Origin of the sequence: Coprococcus phoceensis, assembly GCF_900104635.1 — a bacterium.
In the GTDB taxonomy this organism is placed as follows: Bacteria; Bacillota; Clostridia; order Lachnospirales; family Lachnospiraceae; genus Faecalimonas; species Faecalimonas phoceensis.
The window spans coordinates 235,680-261,487 of record NZ_FNWC01000007.1 but is presented as its reverse complement, the minus strand read 5'-3'; the positions used below and the strand labels follow the sequence as shown (position 1 = coordinate 261,487).

Here is a 25,808-nt window from a genome sequence, read left to right as displayed (position 1 = left end):
TGGTGTGGTTGAGGAGCACATTCATGCGTTTGGCTTGAAAAAGAACTGAAATACAATTGCCATCCTCCCACAAAATATATTATAATGGACTTTCTTAATAAACAAAACAGAAAGGGGAACATCATGGCAAAAATTACAGAAGGCTATATGCCATACCTTGGCTATCAGACATATTATAGAATAGTCGGTGAAAGAAAAAACAATGGAAAAGCACCTTTGATCTGTCTCCACGGCGGACCGGGTTCTACTCACAATTATTATGAGGTATTAGATAACGTCGCTGACGACGATGACCGTATGATCGTTATGTATGACCAAATCGGCTGTGGGAACTCATACCTCGACGGACATCCAGAACTTTGGAATCAAAAAGTTTGGTTAGACGAACTTGATGCTTTAAGAAAACATCTTGGATTAGATGAGTGTCATATTATCGGACAATCCTGGGGTGGCATGATGCAGATTGCTTATGCAATTGATTACAAACCACAGGGCATTAAAAGTTTCATCATTTCCAGCGGTCACCCAAGCAGCTCTCTTTGGGAGCGAGAAGGTCTTCGCCGCATCAAGATGATGCCACAGGATATGCAGGACGCGATCAACCATGCACTCGAAACGGGTGATTTCACAGGAGAAGCTTATGATGCGGCCGTTGCTGAATATATGGACAGATACTGCAACTATTGGCTAGGTGAGGATGCTCCTGAGTGTTGTAAAAGACCTAAAAAATCCGGTTCTGAGTCTTATGTTGAAGGATGGGGACCAAACGAGTTTGCACCTACAGGCACTCTCAAGGACTTCGAGTACATTGACAGACTTGGTGAGATCAAGATCCCTTCGCTGATCTGCAGCGGTATCTCAGATCTTTGCTCTCCTCTTGTTGCCAAAACAATGGCAGACGGAATTCCAAACTCCAAATGGATTCTTTGGGAACGTGCGAGACATACCTGCTTCGTAGACAGACATGATGACTACTGTGTAGAACTCATCAAATGGATGAACAAATACGACTAAGCAGATTTCGAAATCAGGAACTATAAAAACACCTCGCTACCAATACTAGTCCCGCGAGGTGTTTTATACATGCCTTAATCTTATGCTGTCAGATATAATATAAAGTAAAACAGCACAATCGCAGCCGCAACAAGCCCTAACGCATATAATAACTTTTTCTTCATCCTACCGCTCCTCCTTTTTATTTATCCTGAAAGACAATCTCATATTTATCCAAATCATAGACATTTCCAAAAAATCCTGTCAAAATTGTCTCTGCATTACTTCTCGCATTCTCAAACAATCCATTTGCAATGGCATCGTCCTGCGCTGTCTTTTTCAGATTCTCCAATGCTTCGTTGCTTTCATCTAAGGTAATCGGGCTGAAAATACTCTCTTCTTCATGGTACACTTTAAAGGAATCCAAGTCAATCTCGTTGCTCAAGACTTTCACCTCCGGGAGTGTCACTTCAATCTTGTCACCTTTTTCACTCCACTTGATATCTTTAAAATCATACCCTGCCTTGATCACAAAATCGTAGCTATAAATATATTTACTCTGAGTAAATGGTATTTTGATTCCGAACAGCTTTCTCCAGTCATCGGTCACATTTACTTCTGTGCAATATGCGGATTGTGTCGCCAATTCCCCAATATTTTCAAATCCTATTTTCGTAGTCTTGCTCTCCGATGTGATTACACTGCGCAGTCCAATTGCCCCAAGTGCGATTACCAAAACCACTGCAAGAACGATAACTACATTTTTTGTAAGATGCTTTCCTATAAATTTCAGCATCCTTCTCTTTTTTGTACTTTTCTCTTTTTGATTCTCCATACGCATTTCCTTTCTACTGTCTACAAATTTGCGTACAGTCATTATAGCATACCCATTAAAAATAAACATACAAAAACGGTAATTTCTAAAAAAATAAAAATTACCGTTTCTATGCATTCCCTATGCTGCATGCCCATTACTGCTTTGGCTGGCTAATTTTTCAAATTCTCTTAATTTTTGTTTTGCCTCTGCGCTTAAATTCTTTGGCACCTGAATCTGTACTGTTACATACTGATCACCGTACTGAGATGGATTTTTCATGGATACAACGCCTTTTCCCCGCAGACGGATCTTACTTCCTGACTGCGTTCCTTCTCGAATCTTGCAAATAACCTCTCCATGTATTGTTTTTACACGGGCTTCTCCTCCAAATACTGCTGTCGTGTACGGTATCTGAACCGTCGTGTAGATATCCCTTCCTTTTCTTTCATATCCCGGCTTTTCTCCTACCGTGACACGAAGTAATAAGTCTCCACTCCCTCCACCGTTGATTCCCGGATTGCCTTTTCCTCTCAAGCGGATTGTCTTTCCTGTCTCAATTCCTGCCGGAATGTGAACCTGAAGTGATTGTACATTTCCATCCTGACCTCTTAAATGAATGACTTTATCCCCTCCGAAAACAGCTTCGTCAAAACTTACAGCGACATCTGCTTCCACATCAGACCCTCTGCCGGAAAATTCTCGACCGCCAAATCCACGCTTTCCAAATCCTCCACTATTCTTTCCATGAAACATATCACCAAAAATATCTCCGAAAATATCGTCCATGTCACCACCTTCGAAATGATATTCCCGATAACCTCCATTTCCGGTATTTCCGGCATTTCTGTAATATGCGCCTTCCTGCGGACCACTTCCATCAAACGCCGCATGACCAAACTGATCATATAGTTTTCGTTTTTTGGGATCACTCAAAACCGTATATGCTTCTGTAATCTCTTTAAATCTCTGCTCTGCCTGAGCATTTCCTGCATTCGTATCCGGATGATATTTTTTTGCCAGCTTTCGATATGCCTTCTTAATAGCCCCTTCTTCTGCCTCTCGGTTGACTCCAAGAACCTCATAATAATCACGTTTTGTTTCCACAATCATCACCTCCCATATTAAGAATACCCCGGGAATTACTCCCCAGGGTTTCAATCAGTTACTTTGCTTGCACACCTATTTTATTCGCCTTCAATTGATACAAATTTTCTTTGCTCTACTTCCGGCTTTGCTTCTTTCTTTGGAACAAACAGTTTCAAAATGCCATGTTTGAATTCCGCTTTGATGTCTTCCTGTGTAATCTCGTCTCCCACATAGAAACTTCTCTGGCAAGATCCGCTGTAGCGTTCACGACGAATATATTTTCCGGATTCTTTTTCCTTCTCATCCTGATTCAACTGTTTTGCTGCGCTGATAGTCAAATATCCATCTTTTAACTCAGCCTGAATCTCATCTTTATGAAATCCCGGAAGATCAATCTCAAGCTCATATCCGTCTTTATGTTCTTTGATGTCTGTCTTCATAATGTTTTTCGCATTGTGTCCATATAATTTTCTCTCTGCCCGATCATCAAAGAATGGGAATTCAAAGAAATCATCAAATAAATTATCATTAAAAATACTAGGTCTTAACATAAGTCATGTCTCCTTTCAAAAGCATATTGTTTATTGGTTTGGAGCATTGGATTTCGGAACTTCTTTTTGTTCCTCTTCCTTTGTTCTATCTACGTTATAACACTTATAATTAGCACTGTCAAGAGGTGAGTGCTAATATTTTTGTTATTTTTTTGCAAACCCTTTAAAATCAATGGTTTGCAGTATCTTATTTCTTTTGAAATTGTGATTTTTTCTGTTTTGACACCAATTTGACACCAATTTTTCTTTTTGTGGTGTCAAGCATTTAACACCATACTATCTAGTCTTGCAATCTCATTTTCAATCCTTGTCAGCTCTCCAATATGATTGTACACTTCCATTGTTACATCTATATGAGCGTGTCCCATAATATATTGAAGAACTTTTACGTCCATACGGCACTCTGCCATTCTGGTACAAGCTGTGTGACGCATTACATGAGCTGAAAACTTTGGTAACAGTTCTGCTTTCCTATGCTCTTTTTTTGCTCTCTCTACTTCGGTTTTGTTATATGCGTCTACAATGTTATATAAAACACTATTTACGCCATTCGGCATAAGCGGTCTGCCCGATTTCGCTGTAAAGACAAACCCCGAATACCCGTCCACCTCAATGCTCTTATCCTTTGCAAGCATGAAATTGATTTTCCTTTGTTCCTCAAAGGCTTTTGCAACTTCTTGTGTCGTAGGTATAATACGAATACCCGACTCCGTTTTTGGTGTTGAGATATGGAACTTGCAACCGTCGCCTAAATTCTTATAAATGAGCTGGTGGTCTACATTAACCGTTTTTGCCTTGATGTTTATATCTTTCCATGTAAGACCAATAAGCTCCCCACACCTTAACCCCGTACCAATCATTATGGTAAACATAGGATAATATGTGTTATAGACATTGCTCTGTTTTACAAACTCCATAAACTTTTCTTGTTGAGAAACTGTTAAGGCTTCTTTTTCCTCTGCTGGTTTTCCATAATCGCTAATGGAACTTTTTGCAGGGTTCTTTCGGATAATATCATCATCAACAGCCATTTCTAATGCAGGATAAAGCAGGTTATGAATATACTTGATTGTAGAATAAGCATATCCAGCTTTGGAAAGCTTCGCATAATACGCTTTAATATGTGAGGGTAAAAGCTGAACAACTTTAATATTTCCAATCTCGTCTTTTACTCTGTTTTCCCAAGCACGAACATAACTAACTCTTGTAGTATCAGCCAGCTCACGAGTTGCCATATAACGCTCAAACAACGTGTTAAGCGTCATTTTTTTGATTGCTCCGTCTGTCAATATATTATCTTCCATATCCTTTGCAATCTGTTTCTCTTTTTCTCGAAGCTCTGGTAAATCTTGTGCATAGACTGTCAATCTCTTGCCTGTTCTTACATCTGTATAACGATAACTGTATCTTCCATCATTACGCCAGTTTTCGCCCTCTCTTAATTTTCTTCCTTTTGGGTCTTTTCTACTAATTGCCATGAGAACCATTCCTTTCTGAAAAAGCCTCTTTTCTTGTTCTCACAGCGTGCTTTGTCCTTTCTTATTATACTACACACGCCAGAGAACATAAATAGAAAATCGCTCTATTCTTCCAAATATAACAAGTATTTCTTGACTTTTTCTATGGAATAAAGAACCCTGCGACCTATCACAATTTTTGCTCCTGCCTGCTCACCAATCTTTCTAGCAGTAGCACGACCACAAGATAACATAGCAGACAGTCCCTCTATATCAACAGCAATCGGCTGTTCCGTTGCTCTTATCTTCGTTTTATTCATATTCCAACACCTTACCTCGCTGGAACATCACATCATTTAACACATCAGTATTTAACATAATGTAACACCCCCTTTACTGTGTGTCTATTGATAAGTTACAGAAGCAGATAGACGGCTTTGGAAAGCTCCATTAGTATCTCAACTATTCCCATTCCTGTGGGCAGAACCGCACCATGCGGACGTATCATTATTCTGTGAGGATAGGTCGTGGCAAAACGACTTTTCCAACAGTCGCTCTCGGATCACTGCGTGGGTCGCTCGCTTTCTTTTGAAAAGGTCGTGGCGTACAGTCCCCGTGGCTCGCTATCTCACAAACGTATCTGTCTGCTTTATTCAGTTGTCAAAGAGCTGTGGCGAAAGCGTGTTGCTTTCATGTAAAAGCAGGTGCAGAGCAGGAAAGAGGGGATTGAACAAATCATACTCTGCGGTTACTGCTTGTTATTCTTCTTCGATTTCTAAGGCGATATCAAACCCTAAAATCATTTTGATAAGTGCTTCTCTGATAAGTCCCTTTAATTCCATATCTACAACAATATAAACATTGCCGTATTCATCATAGAGTGGACGCAGACAGCACTTTGATATGTACGGGTCATAAAATGCCAGTATCTTTTCAATCGCTTTTTCGCCTCCGTCCATTGCTTGTGAAAGCAAATAGTAGGACGGCTTCTTAAATGTTTGCTTCATTTTACTGTTTCTCCTTTAGTAATTTTTTCATAAGTGCCAATGAGTTATGTCGATTTTGGAATACACCGCTTCTGGAAATATTCTGCTTTTTTGCAATTTCTTCGTTGTTCATTTCCAAGAAGTAATACATCAGCAAAGTTTCACGGTTACGCTCGGATAACTGTTTCAAGGCTTCTGCCAATTCATCATCATAGACACGAATATCATTACCGCATACATTGAAAATCGTATAGTCCGTATCATAGTCGTCCCAGACAGCCAGATTTTCTACAACGATTTCTGAAAGTTCACAAAAGAGTGTTTCTTCCTTTTGTCGTCGTTTTAATTTCTTCTGATAGTCCTTAACAACATGTCGGACAACTTTCTTCAAACAACTTTCAAAACGGCATTGAACTGTTTTCTGGAAGTCAGACGGTTTCATCAATCTCACCCCCTTTCCTCTATGATTTGAAAAGTGTTTATCCCTCTTTCCGCACCATATAGGGAATGAAGGGTGTGATTTAATGACCTATTTTGAAAAAAATTTAATTTTTTCGGGTATGAAAAAAGCCCGCACAAAACATATAGTTTTATACGAGCTATTATAGCTATAAAATATTCAGTTGTTGATAAAATGCTGTTAGGTAGTGTATGACCGTATAAGATTGTGCTTAAAACTTTCCATGATACAAGCCCCCTTACAGCACTTGTTTTGTATTACACCTTTGTTTTTTTGGTAATCGTATAAATATATTCTTCTGGCGTAGGGCGTTTATTTCCAAAATACTTTTTGAAATTCGCCTGTACTTCTGGGTCGGTGCTGTTCATAGCTTCTTCAATCGTAGCTTCTATATCTGCCCGAACATCAGCTAATGATACACCGCCAGCTTTTGCACCAGCTTTTAATGCCTTTTTAATATCACGTTTTCTAAGCCCTAACATACTTATTCCTCATCATTATTAAACTGTTTTTCAAGTCGTTTTTGTCCTATTTTTTCAATAGAATATACAGCTCCCAAAATTAAAGTAACAAAAATGAGAGAAGAAATAAAAGTAACACCTATTACAGCAAGAAAATGTACGTCCAATATTCCAGTATATTTTTCCCCATACATAGTATAATTTCTAATTCCGTTAAAAACGGTAATCAGAACTGCTAATAGTAGAGCAAAAATTACCTTAAATTTTTTCCCAAAATATAAGTTATCCATTGAACTGTATCCGACCATTGCACCTCTGATTGAAAGATACACGATTGAAACAATCATAACAATCATTTCTGTTAAATATTCTCGTACTCCCATATCTAGCATATATGCTTTTATAAAAATAGATAGTGCTAAAATAGCAATAATTAAAATAAATGCTTCACTCTGAATTTTGTTATTTACTCAAACTTCCCACACCAATAAGGTGTGATTAACCTTGAAAATTCAATATTTCAGCCAATTAAAAAGGCATAAATACGTTCCTTTGGTATAATAGAATTGTCGAAAAACCAAAATAGAAAAGGGGATTTATGCCATGTCCAGTATATCACAGAACAATAGCAATGAGGTAGCATTACTTGATTGTGTCCAGAAGTTTTTTATCAAGCATCACGTTGGCAGGTTGTTGAAGCAATGCAACGGCACCAAAGAGAAAGGCGTTTCCTCTGTTTCTCTGCTTAAGTATAAGATGGGGAACATTTTCACTGGAAGAAGTATGTATATGCAACAGAAAACAGGTTCCTTCAAAGAAGCGTTTTCCAAGAACACCTTCTATCGTTTTCTGAATTCTACGAAAACCAACTGGCTCCGTTTTACATCACTTCTTGCTGCTGACATCGTGAAGAATGATCTAAAGCACCTTACTGATGACTCCCGTAAGAACGTGTTTATCATCGACGACAGTCTGTTCCATCGTACAAGCTGCAAAAAGACAGAACTGGGATCTAAAGTCTTTGATCATACGGGAATGAACTACAAGAAAGGCTTCCGTATGCTGACCGTAAGCTGGAGCGATGGGAATACGCTGATTCCTGTAAACAGCTGTCTCCTGGCTTCATCCAAAGAGTCGAACATCATCGGCCCTGTGAAGGCATTTGATAAGAGAACTCTTGCCGGAAAGCGTCGTAAGCTTGCACAGACAAAAGCTCCGGAGGCAATGCTTACACTCCTTGATACCGCTGTATCTGCGGGGCTTTCTGCAGAATATGTGCTTTTTGATTCCTGGTTTTCCAATCCTGCACAGATAACTGCGCTTAAGTCTAGAGGAATGGATGTCATTGCCATGATCAAGAAAAGCAGCCGCATCAAGTACACTTATGGTGAGGACCAGCTTAATATCAAGGAAATATATTCCAGGAACAAGAAACGTCGTGGCCGTTCCAGGTATCTTCTTTCTGTTGATGTGATGGTAGGGAAAGAGAATCCCATTCCAGCAAAAATCGTTTGCGTAAGAAACAAGGCCAATCGTAAGGATTGGCTTGCTTTCATATGCACAGATACATCGCTCTCCGAAGAAGAAATCATCCGCATCTATGGCAAACGCTGGAAAATCGAGGTCTTTTTCAAGACCTGCAAGTCTATGCTGAATCTGATTGGTGAATGTCATAGCTTATCTTATGATGCACTGACTGCTCACGTAGCAATCGTGTTTACCAGATACATGTTACTTGCAATGGAGCAGAGACAGAATGAAGATCAACGAACCCTAGGGGAACTGTTCTTTTTTCTGGTAGATGAAATGGCAGATATCACTTTCTACCGTTCACTTAGCATCCTGATGGATGCTTTCATGGCAAGCCTTCAGGAACTTCTGAAGCTTAGTGACGAACAGTTGGCTAGATTTACTGCTGATTTTGAGTCCAGACTGCCGGAATATCTGCGTAATGCACTCCATCCACTGGCTACTGTGGCATAAATCGCTATTTTGTTAGCTGAAATATTGAATTTTCAAGGAACAAGTCCCATTTGGGGTATGGGAAGTCTTAGTTATTTAATTGAACGATACGTTCATCTTTAATTTTATTTGTTTTCATGCTTTTATTCCTCCCAAAATAAATCGTCTAAAGTCTTATTAAGTGCTTTACAGATTGCTAAACAAAGTTTAAGTGTCGGGTTATAATTTCCAGCTTCAATCAATCCGATTGTTTGACGTGTTACACCTACTGTTTTTGCTAAATCTTCTTGACTCATATCACACTCAAGTCTAGCAATTTTTATTCTTTTATTCTTCACAATTTCACTTAATGCTCCTTTCTTTCTTCTTATACATGGATTATATATTATAAATTCCATAATGTCAAGTATATATTGCATTATGGAATTTATAGATTTCATTACACCTAACAAAATTGAAATAATAAGTAGTATGTGGGAGTATAACAACATTTATGAACTTTTTATCCTACAATCTTCCAGTTGCTATCCTTATGTAGTACAAGCTCATACTGTGATACCTGCGTAGCCTTTGTCTGATTATCAAGGAATTTCACGGCAACCTTGACTTTCACATTGTCCCCGTCCTTTGTAAAGATAGGGTTTATCAGTTCAGAATAAAGATAATCCCTGCCGATAGGTTCAATCACATTCCCAGATACATAGTAAGCAAGCTCTTTTTCTGTTGCTGTTGGATAGATCTTAAAGAATGTTTCCAGAAATGCAGTAGCGTCATTGACAGTATCAGCGTCTACACTTGCATTTGCTTCTGGTGCCTTAGGCTCATAGTCTGATTTTTCGATTGCCGGTGCAAGGGTAGGGCTCTGAATGATTACCATATCCCCGTCAGCGTCTACATGGACTTTTACAGTATAGGTCGCTTTCACATTGCTTGTCTGTTCTCCCTCTTTTATCTGCTGATCTACTTCGTAGGTAGCAGAAAAAGTGTCCGTTCCCAACTGTTCGATACTCCATACAATCACATCTGTAACTGTGGAGCTGGTCGATATATCCGTTCTGATTGTATCAACATTCAAGTCCTGCAATTCCTTTGTCAGATAACCGCTGATTGCCTGCGTCCTTGCTTCAATCGCTTCTTTGCTGTTGATATTGTCAATATTACCCATATCCAAATCTCGCCCGTAGGCTTCATAGTCAATGTAGTTCTGTAAGCTGGGTGGAATGTCGCCAAGTGCCTGCAATTCGTCTATGTAGTAGTAGGCAACGTCTGTCATGGTTTCACAGTCGGGATAATAATAAATATCGTCCTTGTGTTCCACGACTTCTTCCAGCGTCCCGTAGTGGCTGATAAATTCGTCCAGACACTCTACGATATAGTCGGGAAGTTCCTCTATCATTTCATACATCTCATTGAGTTCTTCAATGGAAACATACTCGCCAATCGCAATCGGGAAGTTGTCGGTATCATGGATTGTGTATTCCTCATACTGTTCATTCAAGCCGATTTTTTCTTTCACATCTTCTTCGTCAATGGGGAACGTGAACCAAGCACCGACTAAATAACCCTCATTGTATTTACCAAGATTAGCAATATAAACCGCCATATCATCAATCATAAGCACCACCTCATTTCCTACTCTGGCAGTTCAAAGATACCGTGTTCTGTTACTAAAAATTTCCCGTGTTCCTGCAAGTGAGAAGCGTAGGCTTCAAAGTCAAAATAGTATTCTTGACAGTCCTCGGACAGATGTTTGAACGTCGGGTCGTTCATCAGCTTTTGCCTTGCAACATCTATCATGCTTTTGCAGTCTGGATAAACGGTAATCACGTTCCTGCAAATATAAAGTGCTTCTAAATTCTCAAACACCGTAAGTAGTGATACATATTCTTCCTGCATATCACTTGAAAGCTGGCGGTACATAAAATCTAATTCGTTAAGCTGATACACGCTTGTATGTTCGTGAACTTCATCAGCATAAGGCAACACCTTTTCGATAATGCGGTAATCCCCACTTTCTGCACCGACACCTAACTTTTCTTCAAACTCGGCAACCTCTATCGGCAGGTCGAACCAGTATGATGTTGTTTCTTCGCCAGCTGTTCCTCTCGTTTCCACCAGCACCCTTGTTTCCTGCATTGTTCCTCACGTCCTTTCTGTTGTTTCATCACATCTTTTAAGGTCTGGTACGACATACCAAACACATACTTTGAAAAATCTTCTAACTGTCTTTCTTCATAGTCGGCAGGGTTCAGCTGTTTCATTTCCTGCCACACCTTACGCTTGTAAGAGGGCAGGTCAGAAATGTATTCACAACCGATTTTTTCCTGCATATCCTTAAAAATATTGTTCATTTCATCACTCCAATCTAAAATTTTAGTAAGAAAAAAGCAGTCAATCCTAAGACTAACTGCTTTGTGTGTATGGATATAAAATTGTAAAACTAGAATTTGTCGCTAACAACGAAAGAAATATCTTTTATTATACTGTAATCTCACTTTTTATCAAATCTGCAATACATTACAAAGTTTTTTACAGAAAAATGCTTGGGATTAAGATATTTAACTCCAGCATCTATCAGTTCAAATTTTTCATAATCAAACGCAAGTTTTTCATTATTCAAAAAATCGTCATCTATCCAGAAAGCAGGTAAAATATGCTCACAATAATCAGTGTATCTTCTGCATTCAATACATTCTTTATCTAAAGAATCTACGCCGACATAATGAATATCATAATCTACAGTATCGTTTATAAATTTTTCAAGGAAACTGTTCAAAACAAAGGCTACTCTATCATCACAATAAACATAACCAATTAAATTCTTATCTGTTATTTCCACACATTCATTATATCTGTCTATTGTTGAGTCATAGTATATAGCATACCAATATGCTTCTGGATTTCCCGCCTGTGAAAGAAAATAATTTCCAATAATGGCTTCCAAATGTCCACATAATGAAATCCATTGAGGGTTTGTACTACTACCTATTGAAAAAATACCACTAATATCCGTCATTTCATCACGCTCTCTATTGTATATCTTCAAGTTTGTCGCTTTCTTCATATCCATATTATACCATTCGTATATTAACACTACAATAAAATTTTATGCACCAATAATCTTATTGAACAGCTCTAACAGTACATCTTTCACACCGCCAGCGTTGAATACCAAACCGACAGCAATCAAGGCAACTACCAAGAAGCCGATAAGTTTGGAAAACTCACGCTTGAACCCTAAGTAGATACCGATAACCACAATCGCCATAAGCACTAAGCTCTGTGCATTTGATAAAAACCATTGATACAAATTTTGTCCGAAATTCATTTAATTCTCCTCGCTTTCTTTTAATTGTTTCATTTCATAGTCAGCTTCTTTGCCGACATTCAAAATACACATCAAGACCACGCCGATACCCATTCCCATAGATACCAGCAGGAAGTCTTTTAATAATACCCACATCTTTTATCACTCCTAACTTTCCACTAAATCTTTTGCAGGGGTCGTCTGCTGTTTGATTATCATTTCATGCTTTTCTGTGAGCTTTGCCTGCTTCTCAATCGTTTCCATATAGTCAGTCCCGTTTCCTTTATCAATCTTTTTCAACATTTTCAAGGTCGGTGCTACCTGCCTTTGTACCCAACGCAATGTACGGTCTAAGGTGTAAGGTTCTGGCTTTGTCGTCAGCTTCAAACTCTTTCTGTTGTCGCCGATAAACCAAGCCCAGCGGTCATTAAGTTTCCAGTCATTTTTTCGCTTGTCGGGTTCTTCATCAACAAACCGCACATACTGGTTGATGATAGAAAAGGCGGTCTGCTCTGCGTCATAATAGGTCAGCAAATCTCGTACTGCATAATAGGCACGTTCATTTCTAAGCCGTATCTCAAAACGGTTGATAATGTCGGCTTCTTCAAGCGGTGTCCCTAACTTGACGTACTGCTCATAGTCCTTTTCATAGATACAAAAATACACATCTGATTTCAGCGAACCAAGATAAAGGGTACGTCCCATATATTCTCTGTCGTCCTCTCTGTGCTTGATAAGCTCGCCCGACAAGTAAAACTTGTAACTTCTGGACTTTCCGATATATTCCCGTTTCCTGCATTTTTCCGCAAGCTCTGGAATATCCAAAATGCCCATATGGTCGTTGATAGCAAGGTCGATACGCTTCATAACACCACCGTCTATGAGTGCGTCCATGAGGAAGTCATACCAGCTTCTTTGCTGTGCCAGCAGGTAACTTTCAAACTGCCTGCAACCACGCCCCTTTAACTCTAAAAGGACACCTTTTTCTTCGTCAGCCGAAGTATAAATAAAGATGTCCCCTAAAGAGTAATGCTCCGTATAGCTGTAACGCCCGTAATCTTCATGGAGCATATAATTGATATTCAGTTTTAATATATCTTTGATGATGTGCTGTATATCCAATGTGGGAAAACGAATTTTCACATAATCAAACAGCATGGTAAGCGGTGCTTCTGGATTGAACCTTGCCAGTTCCTTATGCAAAGTTTCCAGAAGTTCTTTTGACGGCTTCATTTTTCCGCTTTCTATCTTGTTGAGATATTCCCTTGTGATACCAGAAGCCACCGCCAGCCTGCCTTGTGAGATACCGTAAGCAATCCGTTTCTCCCGTAATTCTTTTATCCATTGTTCTTCATTCAGAAACATACCCCCAATCTGTAAAGTGTGAAGTTTTTTAAGGCGACTTCACAGCCGATTTTTGCTAGGAAACCATGCCAGAAGCCTTATGTTTCCTATGTTTTTTGTCTATTGTCTATTTGCAAACGTACCCCTCTGTTAGATACCGAGGGGTTTTACCTGCTGGCGTGGCTTACGCCACACCAGCAACGGCTAGTCCGTGTCGTCGCCTTTCGCTTCGCACGTCGCCGTCCCGTCCTGCCTTGCATTATTCGATTACCAGCGTAAACGCTTCTGGATCATCAACAATGTTGCATGAACCGAGCGTGTCCGCTGTCTGTGTATATCGGAAGTGAAACAAAGGCTTTTGTCCTTTCATGGAAAAACGGGAACGGTACACCGTACCATATAAAGCATTTGGCTTTGCCACATCATAGCTGAACAGGATAGAAGTAAAATCATTCTCCCTGCATTTTTTGATGATTTCCTCTGCACACTTTTCTTTGTCTGTTACAACAAGACGGTTGAGCATAAAGGTAACGTGTTCTTCATGGAAGTTTTCTGATGAAGTCCTCATACTTCCTACTACATCAATCTCACGTCCCCATTGCAGATAGGAAACCGACAATCCCAGCACAAAAAGTACCGTGATTGTTATTATTTTTCTCTTTTTGCACATACTGTTACTATCCTTTCTTGTAGGGTGTATTATAATACAGTCTACGGTAATACATCTTATTTTTCAATACAGTTGTATCTTATAATTCAAAGAAAAGACGAGGTACAGCGTATGCAGGTATATATTGATTTAGAAAATCTTTTGAAAGAGAAAAATATCAGTAAAAACAAAGTCTGTGAAGCGTGTAAATTACAGCGTACACAGCTTAATAACTATTGCAAGAACAAGGTTTCCAGAATTGACCTCACAATCCTTGCAAGGCTCTGTGATTTTCTGGAATGTTCTCCGAATGACATATTGAAATTGAAGTAGGACTGTCAGCTTTCATTGCTTGCAGTCCTTTTTTCTTCCAGTCTGCCGATTTCTTGTAGAAAATCATGTCCTTTCGGGACTAAAGGCGTGTAAAACTCGCTGATGACGCTTGTTCCCACATCACAATAGCCACGCCCCTTGATACGCTTCTGAAAAAACTGCTTTTTCACATCTGAACCAAACAGCATACCGTAACCTAATTCGCTGATACGCCCCAGTCCCACACGGAAGTTGAAGTTATCCCTTATCCCGTCCGAGAAATACTTTGCGTCTGGACGCTGGCAGGCAACGATAAGAAAATATCCTGCTTGCCGTCCCAGCATGACGATTTTCTTTAACTGGCTAAGTAAGCTCACGCTTTCTTTTGTCCCCAGCATTTCAAAAAACGCCACATATTCATCAAAGATAAGAAAGCAGGGTGGCAGTCCCAGATAGGCGTAGTTTTCGCCCGTCTTATAATCTGGGTGTCGCTTCATTTCCTCGCTTCGCTGTACCATTCCCTCATAAAAAGCATTGACGCAATCAATCATTTCTTCTTTGGTATGATACACATTTCCCATAACTGTCCCTAAGTCTGCTAAGTCCGCATTTTTCGGGTCTAAGATGTAAAGGACAGCGTTGGTATGCAGTAAGGCTTCAATGAGTGTCAGCAAAAAGTATGTTTTACCGCCACCAGTTCCACCAGCGATAAGGGCGTGAGGGAGTGCGTCATATTCCCAGACAAGATTTTTCATCAGTCTAAGACAGCCGTTTTCTGCCCGTACTTCATCAATGGTAATGCGGTTTGCTATCATATCATAAAGCAGGGTATATTCGATATAGCCGTCATGTAAGGTCTTATCGGTCAGTTCACAATACAAGCCACTTTCCAACTTATCCTCTAACCGTAAAAGCTGGTCTTGATATTTTCCCAACGTGATTTCACAGCGGATATGGAGCAGTCCCTTTTCCATTTGATAATAAATCTTCGGAAACCAGACGATTTTTTCCCTTGATCTGCTTTGCAGGTCAGTAAAAAAACCGCTGTCTTGTACGGTATCGGCTTCATACCACTTATTTTCCAGTATCATTCTTGCCAGCTTTTGACGGTGCAGGAGTTTCTTGAAACTGTCGTAACAGAAGCGGTAATACAGAAAAGCGACCAATGCACAAAGACCAGTCGCTATCAGTATGGTTATGAAGTTGTAAGGGGAAAGCGTCAAGCCATTCTCTAACAAGCTGAAATGCTCCCAATCGGTACACATGAGCTGTTTGATATTCAGTAGCAAAAGAACCGCCACAAATACAAACAGAAGCGTCCCTATGGAAAAGTGGTAAACAAGGTGCTTGTCGCTGGCTCTGATACGGTGTCCTTTGTTCAAAATCTTACGCATAAATCGTTCACTCCTTTCTGGGTATGAAAAAAGCAGTCAATCCTAAGACTAACTGCTTTATATGTATAGATATGAATTTTTGAAAAACTTATAAACTTTTTAAAATTGTAGCTAAATTTTCTTTATGCCATGAAGCACCCACCATTGTTTTGTTCACTTTAAAAGCCAATGTTCCTTTTGATGTACTAATTTCTAATTCATAAGACATTAACTTTTTGTTGAATTTAACACTTGTTACTTCTTCCTTTGGAACGAAAAGAAATGCTTCATCTTCTAATTTGCCCGTCACATTATTTAAACCGATAATAGCAATACCACTATCACTAAAGTTTATTGCGTAATACTGCATTGAAAGAGCAGTGGCAATCGGTCCAAGAGCATATGTGAATTTACTCGGAAATATAACTCCAATAATAGATGAATTTTCATTAAATGCAATATCTTTCTTGTTTAGATATTCTCTAATACCTTGTTCTTTTAGCATTTTAATATCCTCCTGTAAAATTTAATTAGTCGTAAATGGTTATTCTCATTTTATCATTTGAAAAAAACGATTACAATAAATATCATACCATTACAAAAATATATTTAAATGAATAACGCAGATAAACCGATAAAAATACACATTACTCCAAACATCATACACAGTACATTTTTAATACCGACTTTTTTGTTAAGAACGAAAGATGATGGATTTTTAGGATTTATATATATACGATATTCATTTCCCTTAACCATGTCCTTATCTAATTTCTTAAAGCTATATGTGTTAGAACACTGGCAGACATATGTTTTTCCGTTGTACTTGTATTTAAAAATAGGAGCATAGCTTGATACTGTTTTACTTGGATACGAATTATAGCCTTGATAGACCCCCATAATTTCTTCATTACAAATATTAACCGATTTAATATTACGATAAAAAATCTTTGTAGTCATTCCTCCCATTGTAACGCCTATTAATACAAATGTATATTTAGCTCCGCCTGGGATAAGAAAACATATAAAAGCTAATAAAAGCCCACCGAATATCAACACAAGAAACTTAAATGATTTAGGATCCATCTTATGCATTTTTTGTTTAAAAGCCATATAAACAATCCAACCAAAAGCTGCTACACAAAATAATAATTTTAATCCTTCAAAGTCCATTGTTTATCCATTTCTTTCCTTCAATCTTACTTACTGATATTTTTCTTATGTGTTAATATTAATGCAAAAAATTATTATTCTTAATCGTTTGCATTATTTTGATTTTGTTTTTTCCACTCGTTGTAATCTTCCTTTGTTTCTTGTAAACTTCTCACATCTTCCATTTTTTCTAAAATCACTTCTACATCTGGTTGACTGTGCTGTTCTGGTAGAGAATAGAAAATAATGTTATCATCATTTGTATATACTGAAATATTAAAAACCAAATCACTTTCTACAATTTCTTGCATGATATAGGAAAGTTCTTCTGCATATTCTTTATCAGTTTTTCCCTCATTAAGATATATACTTGTTTCTATTTCATATTCCCTTTTTTTCAGATATTCTTCTACACTTTCCTTACCATTCCATTCTGTCGTTGTTGTATGTCCTTGTACTTCAAGTTGATAATTTCTTATGAAAGGCTTATCTTGAAATAAAGGAGTTGCAAGTTCTTTTATTTCATCAGAAAAGTAATAAACATGGTAACTATCCTCAAAAAGTCCAGTATTTCGTGTATATACAGTAGCAGTTTGAGAAGAATTTTCTTTACTGGAAACTTCTGCCATAATCCAGTTCAATCCTATTTTTTCTTCTTTATACTTCTTCACTTCTGTAATGATAAATTCTTCATTGTATTTGTCCTTTAATTTGGATAAGATATATTTTTGTGCTTCTTCACTAGAGTTAAAATCATGCGAATAACCACTACAACCATTTAATATTCCCAAACAAAGCACGCCTACAATAACACCTAATAAAATTTTTTTATATCGCATAATCGCCACCTCTATGTGATTTGATGATTTAATACAGTTCTACAAACTGGAAGTTACAAGTCAGTTAAAAAAATTTTTGAAATACCTTTTTTCTGAAGTTTGTATTTTTGAACTTGAGATAATGGAATTTCAAATGCTGTGCTTGTCTTTGGGAATTTATTGTTCAATATATCATCATAGAGAACGGTAATAAATTTCCCCCATTCTTTTAAGTCAGTTATCTTTGTTGAATCGTCTAAGAAAGCATAACCATCACTTAAATAAAATATCTCTAATGCTAGTGCTAAATCACAACTGGGGGCAGCAAGTATTTGTTTTGGAATTTCAAATCCGTCATCCCAGTTGTATTCATTTAGTTTACTTCTTAAATCATTATATACCATTTTTATATCTCCCAAATTCTAATTTACTGCACTACAAACTGGAATTGAACAAAATCGCTGCGCGATGGCCTGCCAAGGCTGTGGCATAGCGATTTTCTGTTTTCTATAATAAAAAACAGTGGAAAGCAAGTCCTAAAAGTAGTATTGTTAAATCACCACAAAATAACAATCAAACAGGATCGACCTTCCCACTGCCTATGAAAAGAATACCACCCTTCCGCTTGGTTGGCAAGCGGTTTTATGACCCAAATGCACCTCCGTGTAAAGCAGTGTTTTGATTACTACTGATTTTACATGGAGGATTTTATTATGTATGAAAAATATTTAGAACAGCTTGAGGAAGCCGGAAAAATCCGTAACCTCAAAGAGCGTTCCATCAACTGCTATAAAAACTATGTTTCTTACTTTCTGAAATATCAAGCGAAGCCCCCTGAAGAACTTACCTGCCAGGATGTCAGAAATTTTTTGCTTGCCAAAAAAGAGGAAGGACTAAGAGCCACAACTCTGAACCTTTATAATTCGGCTATCCGTTTTTTCTATCGGAATGTCCTGCATATCCTTTGGGATGATATCACAGTTCCACGTATGATTCTGGAACACAAGCTTCCGACCGTACTGACTGTTGATGAAATAGACCGTCTATTAGAAGCTGTTGATGATATCAAATATAGAGCCATGTTTGCAACGATGTATTCTTCCGGGATGCGGGTTTCTGAAGTGCTCCACCTTCATTATGATGATATTTCCCGTTCAAATATGCAGATCCATGTCCGGGATACGAAGAACAGGATGGATCGCTATACAATTCTTTCTAAACGGTGTCTGGATATCCTTACACAATACTGGTTTGAGAAAGGACGTCCCCGTGGGATCCTGTTTCCTAATAAATTTACTGGTAATTACCTGACAGTCAGTACACTGGAGCAAGTGATGCGACGGGCAGTATCCGATGCTGAACTTCCAAAGAAAGCAACTCCACACTGTCTCCGTCATAGCTTTGCAACTCATCTGATGGAGCAGGGAGTAGAACGGCAGAATATTCAGGCACTGCTTGGACACCGTGACCCAAAATCCACGGAAGTTTATCTTCATGTCAGCAACAAATCCCTCATGGGAATCCAAAGTCCCTTTGACAGGAAAGAAGGTGCTGATTATGAATAAGCCCACCGTTCAGGATATTTTCCGGTGTTTTTATTCGGCATACCTTGAAAAGTATTCTCCTTCTCCGGAACAGGCAAAAGTTGCCCGGAACATCTTGAACTGCAAAACCGGAGCCTATGGTGCAAACGTCAGTGTATGTGAAGACTGTGGTGCTGTTCAGATTCACTATAATTCCTGCCGCAACCGTTGTTGTCCCATGTGTCAGGCTGTTCCAAAGGAAATGTGGATGGATGCCCGCAAAGAGGATGTGCTTGATGCACCCTACTTCCACTTGGTATTTACAGTTCCTGACATTCTGAATCCAATCATTTACAATAATCAGAAACTGTTATATGACACCCTGTATCATGCAGCTTCTGCTACAATCAGTGAACTGACTGCTGACCCAAAGCACCTTGGTGCTGCTGTCGGCTATATCTGCATCCTGCATACATGGGGATCTGAAATGAACTTTCATCCCCATATCCATACAATACTGCTCGGCGGTGGTCTGACATCCAAAAACGAATGGAAAGACAACGGTACTGAGTTTTTTCTTCCTATATGGGCTATCTCCAAAGTCTTTCGTGGAAAATATATGGATGAGTTGAAAAATCTCTGGAATACGAATCAACTTAAGTTTCATGGAACTGCCGAAAAATACAGTAACCATTATGTGTTCAAAGAACTGATTGATTTCTGTTATGATGCGGAATGGATTCCTTATTGTAAGAAAACTTTTAACGGCGCACAGTCTGTGATTGACTACCTTGGAAAGTATACCCATAGGATTGCCATCAGCAATCACCGCATCATCTGTATGGACGATGAAAACGTTACTTTTTCTGTAAAAGATTACCGGAACAAAGGACAATGGAAAGAACTGACCCTTTCCGGTGTTGAATTTATACGACGGTTTCTGATGCATGTACCGCCAAAACGTTTTGTCAGGATTCGGCATTACGGACTTCTTTGTTCCCGTAGCAAACACAAGAAGCTTACTTTATGCCGGAATCTCCTTGGATGCCAAAAGTATCTCTCGAAGCTTCGAGGTAAGGAGATGCCGGAAATATTAAAACAGCTTTATGAAATAAATATTTGTGTGTGTAAATCCTGTGGTGGGCATCTTGGAAAACCACAGCTTCGAATACCACAAAGATGTTAAAATCTTATTCTTTCATACATTTTCTAAAGCCTCAAAGCTTGAGGTTTTGTTGTCGTACCTAATTTATCTGAAAACACTTGATTTCTGTAGCTTCTGCACAGGAACTCCTGTATAATCATGGGTAAGAACAAAAGATTGAAAGTCCATAGGTAGTAGCTACCCGGACGCTCACTTTGTTCAATTAGGTCAAATCGAAAATGGTGTAAACGAAGGGGCAGTTCACTGGAATGCCAAAACTGCTTTTTCGTTTACCCCATCATCGATTCTAACCTAAAGAATTTATTTGGAAGATTTTATTATCCATTCATCAAGAAATTTCATTTGTTCATCCGTATGAAACCAATGCTCTCCATTTTTCATAATAGAAAGTGTTGAATTAGTCCTCTGTACAAATTCAAATATCGTTCCATAAGCGGTAAGATTATCTTTTTCACCATACAAAATGTGCGTTGGGATTTCCCATATAATAGGATTTTCTCTTGCATAGCAAAGATAATCCCATGAAAGAGTCTCTCCAAAGGTTGTCTGAATTTCTTTTTTCTCTTTGAGTTCATCCTCTGTAACATTTGCCCAAATCATCATATCAGCAATAAGCCTTTCCATATCTACAACGGGCGAAATAAAATATGCTTTCTCTATTTGCTGATTTGATAAGGCATTGATAGCAAAATACGCTCCAATGCTATTGGCAATTACTTCAACCGTCTTGTAGTTTCTATAAATTGAATTAAAAAGTAATGGAAATTCTTCTTTTGCTTCCCATGGAAACTGTGCAGTATAGTCGAGACCAATCACATCACAATTACTAAAGAGCGGTTTGTAATGAATAGCTTCTTCAGCATTACCACCTTTTCCATGTATATAAATAACTGCTTTATCCACAATAGTTATCCTCCACAAATTCAAGTTTGTCCGTTTCTTCATATCCATATTATAACAGTTCCACATATCCGCTACAATGAAAATCTATTCAGCAAGCCTATTTTTTCGGCTGTCCCTGCGGTGTATGGTTCTGTGGACTGCCTGCGTTCTGGTTGCCTTTATTCTTCAATATAATATCCTCTGCCTTTACATACCAGTCCACATCTGCACCCGTATAGGTCTTTCTTGATACCGTATCGGCTACGGGATTGACAAGTTCCACGACTGCATTGTACGGAAATTCTCTTAACGGTACTTCTGGCGGTACGGACACGGGGATAATTCCACCATGCAGACTGCACTTCAAATCATAGATACGCTTTTTAAGCTGGGTACTCGGTGTCCCGTCCTCATTCTGTAAGAATACATCACGCACCGCTGTAAATTTTAATTCTCCAAATGTTTTCTCTTTGTCAATAATAAACCCGTTTGATAATCTCATAAATTCTTCACTCCTTTACTTTTCTTCAACTGCTACAATATCATCAGCAACTAACACATAATCGGTATGTCCCATATCCCCGATTGCGTAACCTCTGCCGTATAACTTCGGATTGACAAGTTTTACTTTCTGTTCATACTTGAAATGCTTTTCGCCAGCCTGCACGGGAATTTCTACCACAACATTTTCGCCTTTCTGTACGTCAGAATAAAGGTTATAGCTTCGTCTGGCTAAGACCCTGCGGTTATTTTTATCTCTTTCAAAGACTGGCTCACTTTCGCCTGCAAATTCAAGAGTTCCAAAAGACTGTGCCATATCTGGCACGACATATTTCATTTCCATATTGTTTTACCTCGTTTCTTTCTATATTTGATAAGTTTATTGATTGTGATTTCTTATTCTGGCGGTTTGGGAAGTACCAGCAATCCCCCAGATAGTAAAGGGTAAAATCAATGCTTACGCACCCTTGACTATCCGTGTTCTTGCAGGTTGCTGGCAGACAAGCCAGAATAAGCAAAAGTCTGCCGTTTGACAGCTTCGGCGGAGAGCGTGATTTTTCTTTCATCATACCGTTACCGCCTTATGATTTCTTCATTTTACGGCGTTTGTAAAGATATGTTCCAGCCAATCCACCAGCAGACGCAAGCAACATCACGATAAATGCCATTACATTTGTACTGTCGCCCGTTTTGGGGCTGTCGCTAGGTCTGTTAGGCTTTTCTGGTGTTGGTGGTGTTTCGGGTTTCTCTGGTTCTTCTGGCTTTTCCTTAAAGGTAATTGTCTGTCCCTTATCCTCAATACCCTTATGTTCGGTAACTTTCTTCGGCTCGTCTGGATTGCTTAAATCGTATAATTCCTCAAAAGTTACAAGCTGTTTGCCGTCAAGAGAAGTAGCGTCAAACGTAAAGGCAACTTCCACTTTCATAGTTTCGCTGTCAGCAGTAAACGTATAATCACTTTCCACACGCTTTCCATTGATAAGAAGCTCTGCATTTTCTTCTTTCAACATCTGCCAGCCCACAAGTTTGTACTGTGTACCGACTTCTAAGCCCTCTAAGGTTACGGTATCAATGATTGTAACGTCTTTTCCAGCTTCAAGCTCTTTGTTGCCGTCCTTATCGGTAGCAGTCGTATGTATCTTGATGATACGCTCTGTGATAAGTACCGTCTGTCCGTCGTCCTCAATGTCTTTGTGTTCTGCAACTTTCACGGGTTCGTCTGGATTGCTTAAATCATACAATTCTTCAAAGGTAACAAGGTTTTTGCCACCTAAAGCAGACGCATTGAATGTATAGGAAATTTCCACTTTCATTTCTTCATCATCAGCGACAAAGGTATAATCGTTTTCTACACGTTTCCCGTCAATGATAAGCTCGGCGTTTTCTTCCTTTAACATCTGCCAGCCTTTTAACTGATACTTTGTGCCTTTTGTAAGTCCGTCTAATTTGACAGTATCAACGATTGTTACCTCTTTTCCCGCAAGGATAGTTTTTTCTGAAAGCTTTTGTCAAGGGGGTGCGTGGATATTTTTCATATTACTTACGCAGATTCTCTCTCTGCTTCTGCCTGAATAATGCGTTTCAACCTGTCCTCCGCAGTCAAACCGCTACTATGGTCAAAAAACACTTTGACTTTATAATTTGTTTTGCCTTGCTTAATCACAAAAACTCCATCCGGTTTGTTTTTCTCCGAATGGTTATTTGGGGTGGGTAGTGTACTGTTCACAATATTTGTCATACGATATTCCTCCTTGAATGAAAAAGCCCGACAAGGAAAGGTCTGACAACGAAGTTCCGACAACGGACATCAGAAAACCTTTTTTCTTTATCGGGCGATACTATCTTTTTACTATTTCCTTTTTCTTTATAATATTGATTGTCATGGTTGTCAGAGAGGGAAAAGTGCCGCAATATCAAGGCTTTCGGGATTTTTGCCCGACAACCAGACCGACAACCGGCTCGACAACCGAAGCGACAACTGGCTTTTATTTTTGCTTCAACCATTCTTCCGGAAGCCCTAACTGTTCCATTTCCTCTGTCGGGATTTCTTGAAAACCATCCATGCTGTTGTCAGGCTCGTTGTCGTTCCTGATACGCTCCCAGCCTTTTTGTCTGCGGTAAGGCTCTGGAAAATACCTAGGATTGCTGAACGCCCTCCAGCCTGTGACAGCGTTATTCATAATGTCGTTGATCTCTCGCAGTTCCCATTGTTTCGGTTCGTCATAATCATGCCCCAGTGCTTCCTTATAAAGCTGTTTGGAACAGACCATGCTGCCGGAATAGCGTTCCAAATAGTCTAAAATCTGTCCTGCCTTTGTGTCCTCCGGCATAAAGTCCTTTTGGTGGGCTTTCAGATAAGCGTTCATAGCCGGACTGAATCTCAGACGGAATTTTCCGCTTCTGTAAATCTCCATAGCCTCTGCCCACATCTGATTGATATACTCTCTGAAAGCCTGCTCGTCTGCCAAAATATGAACCTCAGCCCTTTCAGGATAGACCATAACCGGAACGAAGCGGCGGTTGCCTGTTCGGTCGAGGGGAAGAAAGTCAAGGGTATTGGAAGAACCTCCAAACACACATTGTCGTTTTCTGTCTGCCGGATGTGTTTCATACGGTATCTTATAGGTTTCCTTTTGGCGGCTCAGAAAGGATTTGATTTCTTCAATGCTCTTAGCGTTGGCGGTTGCAATCATTTCCGACATTTCAATAATCCAATGCCCCTGCATTTTGCGGTACACATTTTCATCATCCAGCTTTTTCAAGTCATCAGAGAACCAATCATCATTGACTGCAAGCAAACGGAAGAAAGAGGACTTTCCGGCTCCCTGACCGCCTACAAGACAGAGCATTACCTCAAATTTACACCCCGGCTTAAAGGCTCGTGAGATAGCACCCAGCAGAAACAACTTCAATGCTTCATAGGTGTAATCATCTGTATCAGAACCGAGAAAGCGGTGCAGACAGAAGCGTATGCGTTCTGTTCCGTCCCATTGCAGGGCATTAAGAAAATCACAGACAGGGTGGTAACGGTTTTCGTTGGCAATAACCGCAACTGCGTCTATGATTTTCTTCTCTACGGTCAATCCATAGTTTTCTTCAAAATATAGGAGCAGATATTTCACATCCACATCCGTCAATGTCGGGCTATCACGATACCAGCCGAGGGGCTTCACAATATCGATTCTTTCGGTCAGAAGATTTTTTCGGATAGCCCCTTTCAAAAGTGGATCATATTGCAGAACACGCTTATAATTTGCGGCAGTATTATAAACCTTACCTTTCTCGCTCTGCTCTAAGCTGTTTCGGATTTCTTCTACTGTGCATGGTTCTGTCTGCTGACAGTTCTGCAATTCGTTGTTCAAGTTTCAACACCTCCTTTCTCTGTTCTGCCACAAGTGCTTTTCGTTCCTCCAATGAACCATACAGAAGAATATCAAGCAGATATTCGATATAGTTCTTCTTATGCAGTGCTTCTGCAAACAGGGGATTCCATTCCTCATCCGGCTGTTTAGGAGCGTATTTCTTTTCCCATTCTCTAAGAAGATGAAAATAATCCGTCAGCACCTTGTAGCAATGATTTTCTTCTTTTTGATACTTCTGTTCCGGTGTCGGCTCACGAATATGAGGGCGAATACTCGGCTTTTGTCGGCTGTCATAGTTAAGACCAAAATCTTCAGCAAGTTTGACAGCAGCTTCCCTCAGCCCGATGCCGAATAGCTTCGCCGTGAGATCAACAGCGTCTCCGGTTGCTCCGCAGCCAAAACAGTAATAGCGTTCATCCAGCTTCATACTAGGGGACTTATCCGAGTGAAACGGACAGCACGCCATACCTGTGCGACCCACTTTCAAGCCATAGGCTTCTGCGGCTTGTCGGGCAGTAACATTTTCTTTTACAATTTCAAATACATTCATGTGACTCCTTTCCTGAAACGAAAAAAGCACCTGTCATTTTCAAAACGAAAATAGCAAGTGCCTTAAAGTTCCATATTTAATTTTAGGTACAAAAAAG

The 25,808-nt window shown here is 39.3% G+C and carries 34 protein-coding genes and 3 pseudogenes; 5 read left to right on the top strand and 32 right to left on the bottom strand.

What is annotated here, in order from left to right; translation table 11 throughout:
- Positions 1-123: 123 nt before the first annotated feature.
- The gene (gene pepI / locus BQ5364_RS04970) at positions 124-1,014 is read left to right on the top strand and encodes a proline iminopeptidase (protein ID WP_022250752.1); all 891 of its coding nucleotides are present in this window, start codon (positions 124-126) and stop codon (positions 1,012-1,014) included.
- A gap of 181 nt (positions 1,015-1,195) precedes the next feature.
- On the opposite strand, the gene BQ5364_RS04965 is transcribed toward pepI, so the two are convergent.
- The 9 genes from BQ5364_RS04965 to BQ5364_RS04925 all read right to left on the bottom strand — a co-directional run bounded on the left by BQ5364_RS04965 (position 1,196) and on the right by BQ5364_RS04925 (position 7,269).
- Entirely contained in the window at positions 1,196-1,789 is a 594-nt protein-coding gene (locus BQ5364_RS04965; RefSeq protein ID WP_235837124.1) for a DUF4230 domain-containing protein, read from the bottom strand.
- Between the two features lie 159 nt (positions 1,790-1,948).
- The gene (locus tag BQ5364_RS04960) at positions 1,949-2,914 is read right to left on the bottom strand and encodes a DnaJ C-terminal domain-containing protein (RefSeq protein ID WP_117788375.1); all 966 of its coding nucleotides are present in this window, start codon (positions 2,912-2,914) and stop codon (positions 1,949-1,951) included.
- A gap of 80 nt (positions 2,915-2,994) precedes the next feature.
- The gene (locus BQ5364_RS04955) at positions 2,995-3,447 is read right to left on the bottom strand and encodes an Hsp20/alpha crystallin family protein (protein ID WP_004614486.1); all 453 of its coding nucleotides are present in this window, start codon (positions 3,445-3,447) and stop codon (positions 2,995-2,997) included.
- 257 nt (positions 3,448-3,704) lie between these two features.
- Entirely contained in the window at positions 3,705-4,925 is a 1,221-nt protein-coding gene (locus BQ5364_RS04950; protein ID WP_044988061.1) for a tyrosine-type recombinase/integrase, read from the bottom strand.
- 104 nt (positions 4,926-5,029) lie between these two features.
- Positions 5,030-5,224, bottom strand: a complete 195-nt coding sequence (locus BQ5364_RS04945) for a hypothetical protein (RefSeq protein WP_004614488.1) — start codon at positions 5,222-5,224, stop codon at positions 5,030-5,032.
- 438 nt (positions 5,225-5,662) lie between these two features.
- The gene (locus tag BQ5364_RS04940) at positions 5,663-5,911 is read right to left on the bottom strand and encodes a helix-turn-helix domain-containing protein (RefSeq protein ID WP_004614489.1); all 249 of its coding nucleotides are present in this window, start codon (positions 5,909-5,911) and stop codon (positions 5,663-5,665) included.
- Between the two features lies 1 nt (position 5,912).
- On the bottom strand, positions 5,913-6,332 hold the full coding sequence (locus BQ5364_RS04935) for an RNA polymerase sigma factor (protein WP_004614490.1): 420 nt from the start codon (positions 6,330-6,332) through the stop codon (positions 5,913-5,915).
- A gap of 275 nt (positions 6,333-6,607) precedes the next feature.
- Positions 6,608-6,832 carry a hypothetical protein gene (locus BQ5364_RS04930; protein WP_004614491.1) on the bottom strand — a complete coding sequence of 75 codons (225 nt, stop codon included), beginning with the start codon at positions 6,830-6,832 and terminating at the stop codon, positions 6,608-6,610.
- A gap of 2 nt (positions 6,833-6,834) precedes the next feature.
- Entirely contained in the window at positions 6,835-7,269 is a 435-nt protein-coding gene (locus tag BQ5364_RS04925) for a DUF6773 family protein (RefSeq protein WP_071143766.1), read from the bottom strand.
- Positions 7,270-7,414: 145 nt separating this feature from the next.
- Between BQ5364_RS04925 and BQ5364_RS04920 the strand changes: the two genes are divergently transcribed.
- Complete coding sequence (locus tag BQ5364_RS04920) at positions 7,415-8,794, top strand: IS4 family transposase (protein WP_071143765.1); 1,380 nt, start codon at positions 7,415-7,417, stop codon at positions 8,792-8,794.
- Between the two features lie 122 nt (positions 8,795-8,916).
- On the opposite strand, the gene BQ5364_RS04915 is transcribed toward BQ5364_RS04920, so the two are convergent.
- The 10 genes and pseudogenes from BQ5364_RS04915 to BQ5364_RS04880 form a co-directional block, all read right to left on the bottom strand.
- Positions 8,917-9,111 (bottom strand): helix-turn-helix transcriptional regulator, encoded by a 195-nt coding sequence (locus BQ5364_RS04915; protein ID WP_044930013.1) that lies wholly within the window; start codon positions 9,109-9,111, stop codon positions 8,917-8,919.
- Between the two features lie 164 nt (positions 9,112-9,275).
- Positions 9,276-9,917, bottom strand: a pseudogene (locus tag BQ5364_RS17710) (conjugal transfer protein); the annotation flags it as partial.
- 15 nt (positions 9,918-9,932) lie between these two features.
- Positions 9,933-10,388: pseudogene (locus BQ5364_RS17705) on the bottom strand (antirestriction protein ArdA); the annotation flags it as partial.
- 17 nt (positions 10,389-10,405) lie between these two features.
- The gene (locus BQ5364_RS04905) at positions 10,406-10,909 is read right to left on the bottom strand and encodes an antirestriction protein ArdA (protein WP_071143764.1); all 504 of its coding nucleotides are present in this window, start codon (positions 10,907-10,909) and stop codon (positions 10,406-10,408) included.
- On the bottom strand, positions 10,828-11,124 hold the full coding sequence (locus tag BQ5364_RS17330) for a conjugal transfer protein (RefSeq protein WP_083382688.1): 297 nt from the start codon (positions 11,122-11,124) through the stop codon (positions 10,828-10,830). The genes BQ5364_RS04905 and BQ5364_RS17330 overlap by 82 nt, the downstream gene beginning before the upstream one ends.
- A gap of 140 nt (positions 11,125-11,264) precedes the next feature.
- Positions 11,265-11,837 (bottom strand): transposase, encoded by a 573-nt coding sequence (locus BQ5364_RS04900; protein ID WP_235837122.1) that lies wholly within the window; start codon positions 11,835-11,837, stop codon positions 11,265-11,267.
- Between the two features lie 42 nt (positions 11,838-11,879).
- Entirely contained in the window at positions 11,880-12,101 is a 222-nt protein-coding gene (locus BQ5364_RS04895) for a hypothetical protein (protein ID WP_002323342.1), read from the bottom strand.
- Positions 12,102-12,236 carry a DUF3789 domain-containing protein gene (locus tag BQ5364_RS04890; protein WP_071143763.1) on the bottom strand — a complete coding sequence of 45 codons (135 nt, stop codon included), beginning with the start codon at positions 12,234-12,236 and terminating at the stop codon, positions 12,102-12,104.
- 12 nt (positions 12,237-12,248) lie between these two features.
- Positions 12,249-13,445, bottom strand: coding sequence for a MobT family relaxase (gene mobT / locus BQ5364_RS04885; RefSeq protein ID WP_071143762.1), 1,197 nt, complete (start codon positions 13,443-13,445; stop codon positions 12,249-12,251).
- Between the two features lie 238 nt (positions 13,446-13,683).
- Positions 13,684-14,094 (bottom strand): hypothetical protein, encoded by a 411-nt coding sequence (locus BQ5364_RS04880; RefSeq protein WP_071143761.1) that lies wholly within the window; start codon positions 14,092-14,094, stop codon positions 13,684-13,686.
- 111 nt (positions 14,095-14,205) lie between these two features.
- On the opposite strand from BQ5364_RS04880, the gene BQ5364_RS04875 reads away from it, so the two are divergent.
- The gene (locus BQ5364_RS04875; RefSeq protein ID WP_071143760.1) at positions 14,206-14,406 is read left to right on the top strand and encodes a helix-turn-helix domain-containing protein; all 201 of its coding nucleotides are present in this window, start codon (positions 14,206-14,208) and stop codon (positions 14,404-14,406) included.
- Between the two features lie 5 nt (positions 14,407-14,411).
- Here the strand turns inward: BQ5364_RS04875 and BQ5364_RS04870 are convergent, their stop codons facing one another.
- The 5 genes from BQ5364_RS04870 to BQ5364_RS04850 form a co-directional block, all read right to left on the bottom strand.
- Positions 14,412-15,779 (bottom strand): FtsK/SpoIIIE domain-containing protein, encoded by a 1,368-nt coding sequence (locus BQ5364_RS04870; protein ID WP_071143759.1) that lies wholly within the window; start codon positions 15,777-15,779, stop codon positions 14,412-14,414.
- Positions 15,780-15,867: 88 nt separating this feature from the next.
- Entirely contained in the window at positions 15,868-16,263 is a 396-nt protein-coding gene (locus BQ5364_RS04865; RefSeq protein ID WP_055169961.1) for a hypothetical protein, read from the bottom strand.
- Between the two features lie 104 nt (positions 16,264-16,367).
- Positions 16,368-16,931 carry a DUF3592 domain-containing protein gene (locus BQ5364_RS04860; RefSeq protein ID WP_055169964.1) on the bottom strand — a complete coding sequence of 188 codons (564 nt, stop codon included), beginning with the start codon at positions 16,929-16,931 and terminating at the stop codon, positions 16,368-16,370.
- A gap of 80 nt (positions 16,932-17,011) precedes the next feature.
- Positions 17,012-17,749 carry a hypothetical protein gene (locus BQ5364_RS04855; protein ID WP_071143758.1) on the bottom strand — a complete coding sequence of 246 codons (738 nt, stop codon included), beginning with the start codon at positions 17,747-17,749 and terminating at the stop codon, positions 17,012-17,014.
- Positions 17,750-17,802: 53 nt separating this feature from the next.
- Positions 17,803-18,132 (bottom strand): DUF4274 domain-containing protein, encoded by a 330-nt coding sequence (locus tag BQ5364_RS04850; protein WP_055169970.1) that lies wholly within the window; start codon positions 18,130-18,132, stop codon positions 17,803-17,805.
- Positions 18,133-18,441: 309 nt separating this feature from the next.
- On the opposite strand from BQ5364_RS04850, the gene BQ5364_RS04845 reads away from it, so the two are divergent.
- Both BQ5364_RS04845 and BQ5364_RS04840 read left to right on the top strand, forming a co-directional pair.
- Positions 18,442-19,293 (top strand): tyrosine-type recombinase/integrase, encoded by an 852-nt coding sequence (locus BQ5364_RS04845; protein ID WP_071143720.1) that lies wholly within the window; start codon positions 18,442-18,444, stop codon positions 19,291-19,293.
- Positions 19,286-20,437 carry an IS91 family transposase gene (locus BQ5364_RS04840; protein ID WP_071143719.1) on the top strand — a complete coding sequence of 384 codons (1,152 nt, stop codon included), beginning with the start codon at positions 19,286-19,288 and terminating at the stop codon, positions 20,435-20,437. The genes BQ5364_RS04845 and BQ5364_RS04840 overlap by 8 nt, the downstream gene beginning before the upstream one ends.
- 279 nt (positions 20,438-20,716) lie before the next feature.
- Here BQ5364_RS04840 and BQ5364_RS04835 read toward each other — a convergent pair whose 3' ends face one another.
- From BQ5364_RS04835 to BQ5364_RS04805, 8 genes and pseudogenes are all read right to left on the bottom strand, one after another.
- Positions 20,717-21,319, bottom strand: coding sequence for an alpha/beta hydrolase (locus BQ5364_RS04835; RefSeq protein WP_005337276.1), 603 nt, complete (start codon positions 21,317-21,319; stop codon positions 20,717-20,719).
- Between the two features lie 97 nt (positions 21,320-21,416).
- Positions 21,417-21,800 carry a YdcP family protein gene (locus tag BQ5364_RS04830; RefSeq protein ID WP_055169884.1) on the bottom strand — a complete coding sequence of 128 codons (384 nt, stop codon included), beginning with the start codon at positions 21,798-21,800 and terminating at the stop codon, positions 21,417-21,419.
- 15 nt (positions 21,801-21,815) lie between these two features.
- Positions 21,816-22,142: a YdcP family protein gene (locus BQ5364_RS04825; RefSeq protein WP_002606075.1), complete on the bottom strand. Its 327-nt coding sequence runs from the start codon at positions 22,140-22,142 to the stop codon at positions 21,816-21,818.
- Positions 22,090-22,368 carry a hypothetical protein gene (locus BQ5364_RS17325; RefSeq protein ID WP_074140666.1) on the bottom strand — a complete coding sequence of 93 codons (279 nt, stop codon included), beginning with the start codon at positions 22,366-22,368 and terminating at the stop codon, positions 22,090-22,092. The genes BQ5364_RS04825 and BQ5364_RS17325 overlap by 53 nt, the downstream gene beginning before the upstream one ends.
- Positions 22,369-22,380: 12 nt before the next feature.
- Positions 22,381-23,304, bottom strand: a pseudogene (locus BQ5364_RS04820) (SrtB-anchored collagen-binding adhesin); the annotation flags it as partial.
- Positions 23,305-23,339: 35 nt separating this feature from the next.
- Positions 23,340-23,537 carry a TnpW family protein gene (locus BQ5364_RS04815; RefSeq protein WP_005335835.1) on the bottom strand — a complete coding sequence of 66 codons (198 nt, stop codon included), beginning with the start codon at positions 23,535-23,537 and terminating at the stop codon, positions 23,340-23,342.
- 247 nt (positions 23,538-23,784) lie between these two features.
- Entirely contained in the window at positions 23,785-25,161 is a 1,377-nt protein-coding gene (locus tag BQ5364_RS04810) for a virulence-associated E family protein (RefSeq protein WP_071143756.1), read from the bottom strand.
- Positions 25,073-25,711: a CHC2 zinc finger domain-containing protein gene (locus tag BQ5364_RS04805; RefSeq protein ID WP_071143755.1), complete on the bottom strand. Its 639-nt coding sequence runs from the start codon at positions 25,709-25,711 to the stop codon at positions 25,073-25,075. The genes BQ5364_RS04810 and BQ5364_RS04805 overlap by 89 nt, the downstream gene beginning before the upstream one ends.
- Positions 25,712-25,808: the final 97 nt, after the last annotated feature.

Bases quoted from the DNA above. Each gene is read 5' to 3' on its own strand.
- pepI (WP_022250752.1), top strand. From the start codon at position 124: ATGGCAAAAATTACAGAAGGCTATATGCCATACCTTGGCTATCAGACA.
- BQ5364_RS04965 (WP_235837124.1), bottom strand. From the start codon at position 1,789: ATGCTGAAATTTATAGGAAAGCATCTTACAAAAAATGTAGTTATCGTT.
- BQ5364_RS04955 (WP_004614486.1), bottom strand. From the start codon at position 3,447: ATGTTAAGACCTAGTATTTTTAATGATAATTTATTTGATGATTTCTTT.
- BQ5364_RS04950 (WP_044988061.1), bottom strand. From the start codon at position 4,925: ATGGCAATTAGTAGAAAAGACCCAAAAGGAAGAAAATTAAGAGAGGGC.
- BQ5364_RS04945 (WP_004614488.1), bottom strand. From the start codon at position 5,224: ATGAATAAAACGAAGATAAGAGCAACGGAACAGCCGATTGCTGTTGAT.
- BQ5364_RS04940 (WP_004614489.1), bottom strand. From the start codon at position 5,911: ATGAAGCAAACATTTAAGAAGCCGTCCTACTATTTGCTTTCACAAGCA.
- BQ5364_RS04935 (WP_004614490.1), bottom strand. From the start codon at position 6,332: ATGAAACCGTCTGACTTCCAGAAAACAGTTCAATGCCGTTTTGAAAGT.
- BQ5364_RS04930 (WP_004614491.1), bottom strand. From the start codon at position 6,832: ATGTTAGGGCTTAGAAAACGTGATATTAAAAAGGCATTAAAAGCTGGT.
- BQ5364_RS04920 (WP_071143765.1), top strand. From the start codon at position 7,415: ATGTCCAGTATATCACAGAACAATAGCAATGAGGTAGCATTACTTGAT.
- BQ5364_RS04905 (WP_071143764.1), bottom strand. From the start codon at position 10,909: ATGCAGGAAACAAGGGTGCTGGTGGAAACGAGAGGAACAGCTGGCGAA.
- BQ5364_RS17330 (WP_083382688.1), bottom strand. From the start codon at position 11,124: ATGAACAATATTTTTAAGGATATGCAGGAAAAAATCGGTTGTGAATAC.
- BQ5364_RS04900 (WP_235837122.1), bottom strand. From the start codon at position 11,837: ATGAAGAAAGCGACAAACTTGAAGATATACAATAGAGAGCGTGATGAA.
- BQ5364_RS04895 (WP_002323342.1), bottom strand. From the start codon at position 12,101: ATGAATTTCGGACAAAATTTGTATCAATGGTTTTTATCAAATGCACAG.
- BQ5364_RS04890 (WP_071143763.1), bottom strand. From the start codon at position 12,236: ATGTGGGTATTATTAAAAGACTTCCTGCTGGTATCTATGGGAATGGGT.
- mobT (WP_071143762.1), bottom strand. From the start codon at position 13,445: ATGTTTCTGAATGAAGAACAATGGATAAAAGAATTACGGGAGAAACGG.
- BQ5364_RS04880 (WP_071143761.1), bottom strand. From the start codon at position 14,094: ATGTGCAAAAAGAGAAAAATAATAACAATCACGGTACTTTTTGTGCTG.
- BQ5364_RS04875 (WP_071143760.1), top strand. From the start codon at position 14,206: ATGCAGGTATATATTGATTTAGAAAATCTTTTGAAAGAGAAAAATATC.
- BQ5364_RS04870 (WP_071143759.1), bottom strand. From the start codon at position 15,779: ATGCGTAAGATTTTGAACAAAGGACACCGTATCAGAGCCAGCGACAAG.
- BQ5364_RS04865 (WP_055169961.1), bottom strand. From the start codon at position 16,263: ATGCTAAAAGAACAAGGTATTAGAGAATATCTAAACAAGAAAGATATT.
- BQ5364_RS04860 (WP_055169964.1), bottom strand. From the start codon at position 16,931: ATGGACTTTGAAGGATTAAAATTATTATTTTGTGTAGCAGCTTTTGGT.
- BQ5364_RS04855 (WP_071143758.1), bottom strand. From the start codon at position 17,749: ATGCGATATAAAAAAATTTTATTAGGTGTTATTGTAGGCGTGCTTTGT.
- BQ5364_RS04850 (WP_055169970.1), bottom strand. From the start codon at position 18,132: ATGGTATATAATGATTTAAGAAGTAAACTAAATGAATACAACTGGGAT.
- BQ5364_RS04845 (WP_071143720.1), top strand. From the start codon at position 18,442: ATGTATGAAAAATATTTAGAACAGCTTGAGGAAGCCGGAAAAATCCGT.
- BQ5364_RS04840 (WP_071143719.1), top strand. From the start codon at position 19,286: ATGAATAAGCCCACCGTTCAGGATATTTTCCGGTGTTTTTATTCGGCA.
- BQ5364_RS04830 (WP_055169884.1), bottom strand. From the start codon at position 21,800: ATGAGATTATCAAACGGGTTTATTATTGACAAAGAGAAAACATTTGGA.
- BQ5364_RS04825 (WP_002606075.1), bottom strand. From the start codon at position 22,142: ATGGAAATGAAATATGTCGTGCCAGATATGGCACAGTCTTTTGGAACT.
- BQ5364_RS17325 (WP_074140666.1), bottom strand. From the start codon at position 22,368: ATGATGAAAGAAAAATCACGCTCTCCGCCGAAGCTGTCAAACGGCAGA.
- BQ5364_RS04815 (WP_005335835.1), bottom strand. From the start codon at position 23,537: ATGACAAATATTGTGAACAGTACACTACCCACCCCAAATAACCATTCG.
- BQ5364_RS04805 (WP_071143755.1), bottom strand. From the start codon at position 25,711: ATGAATGTATTTGAAATTGTAAAAGAAAATGTTACTGCCCGACAAGCC.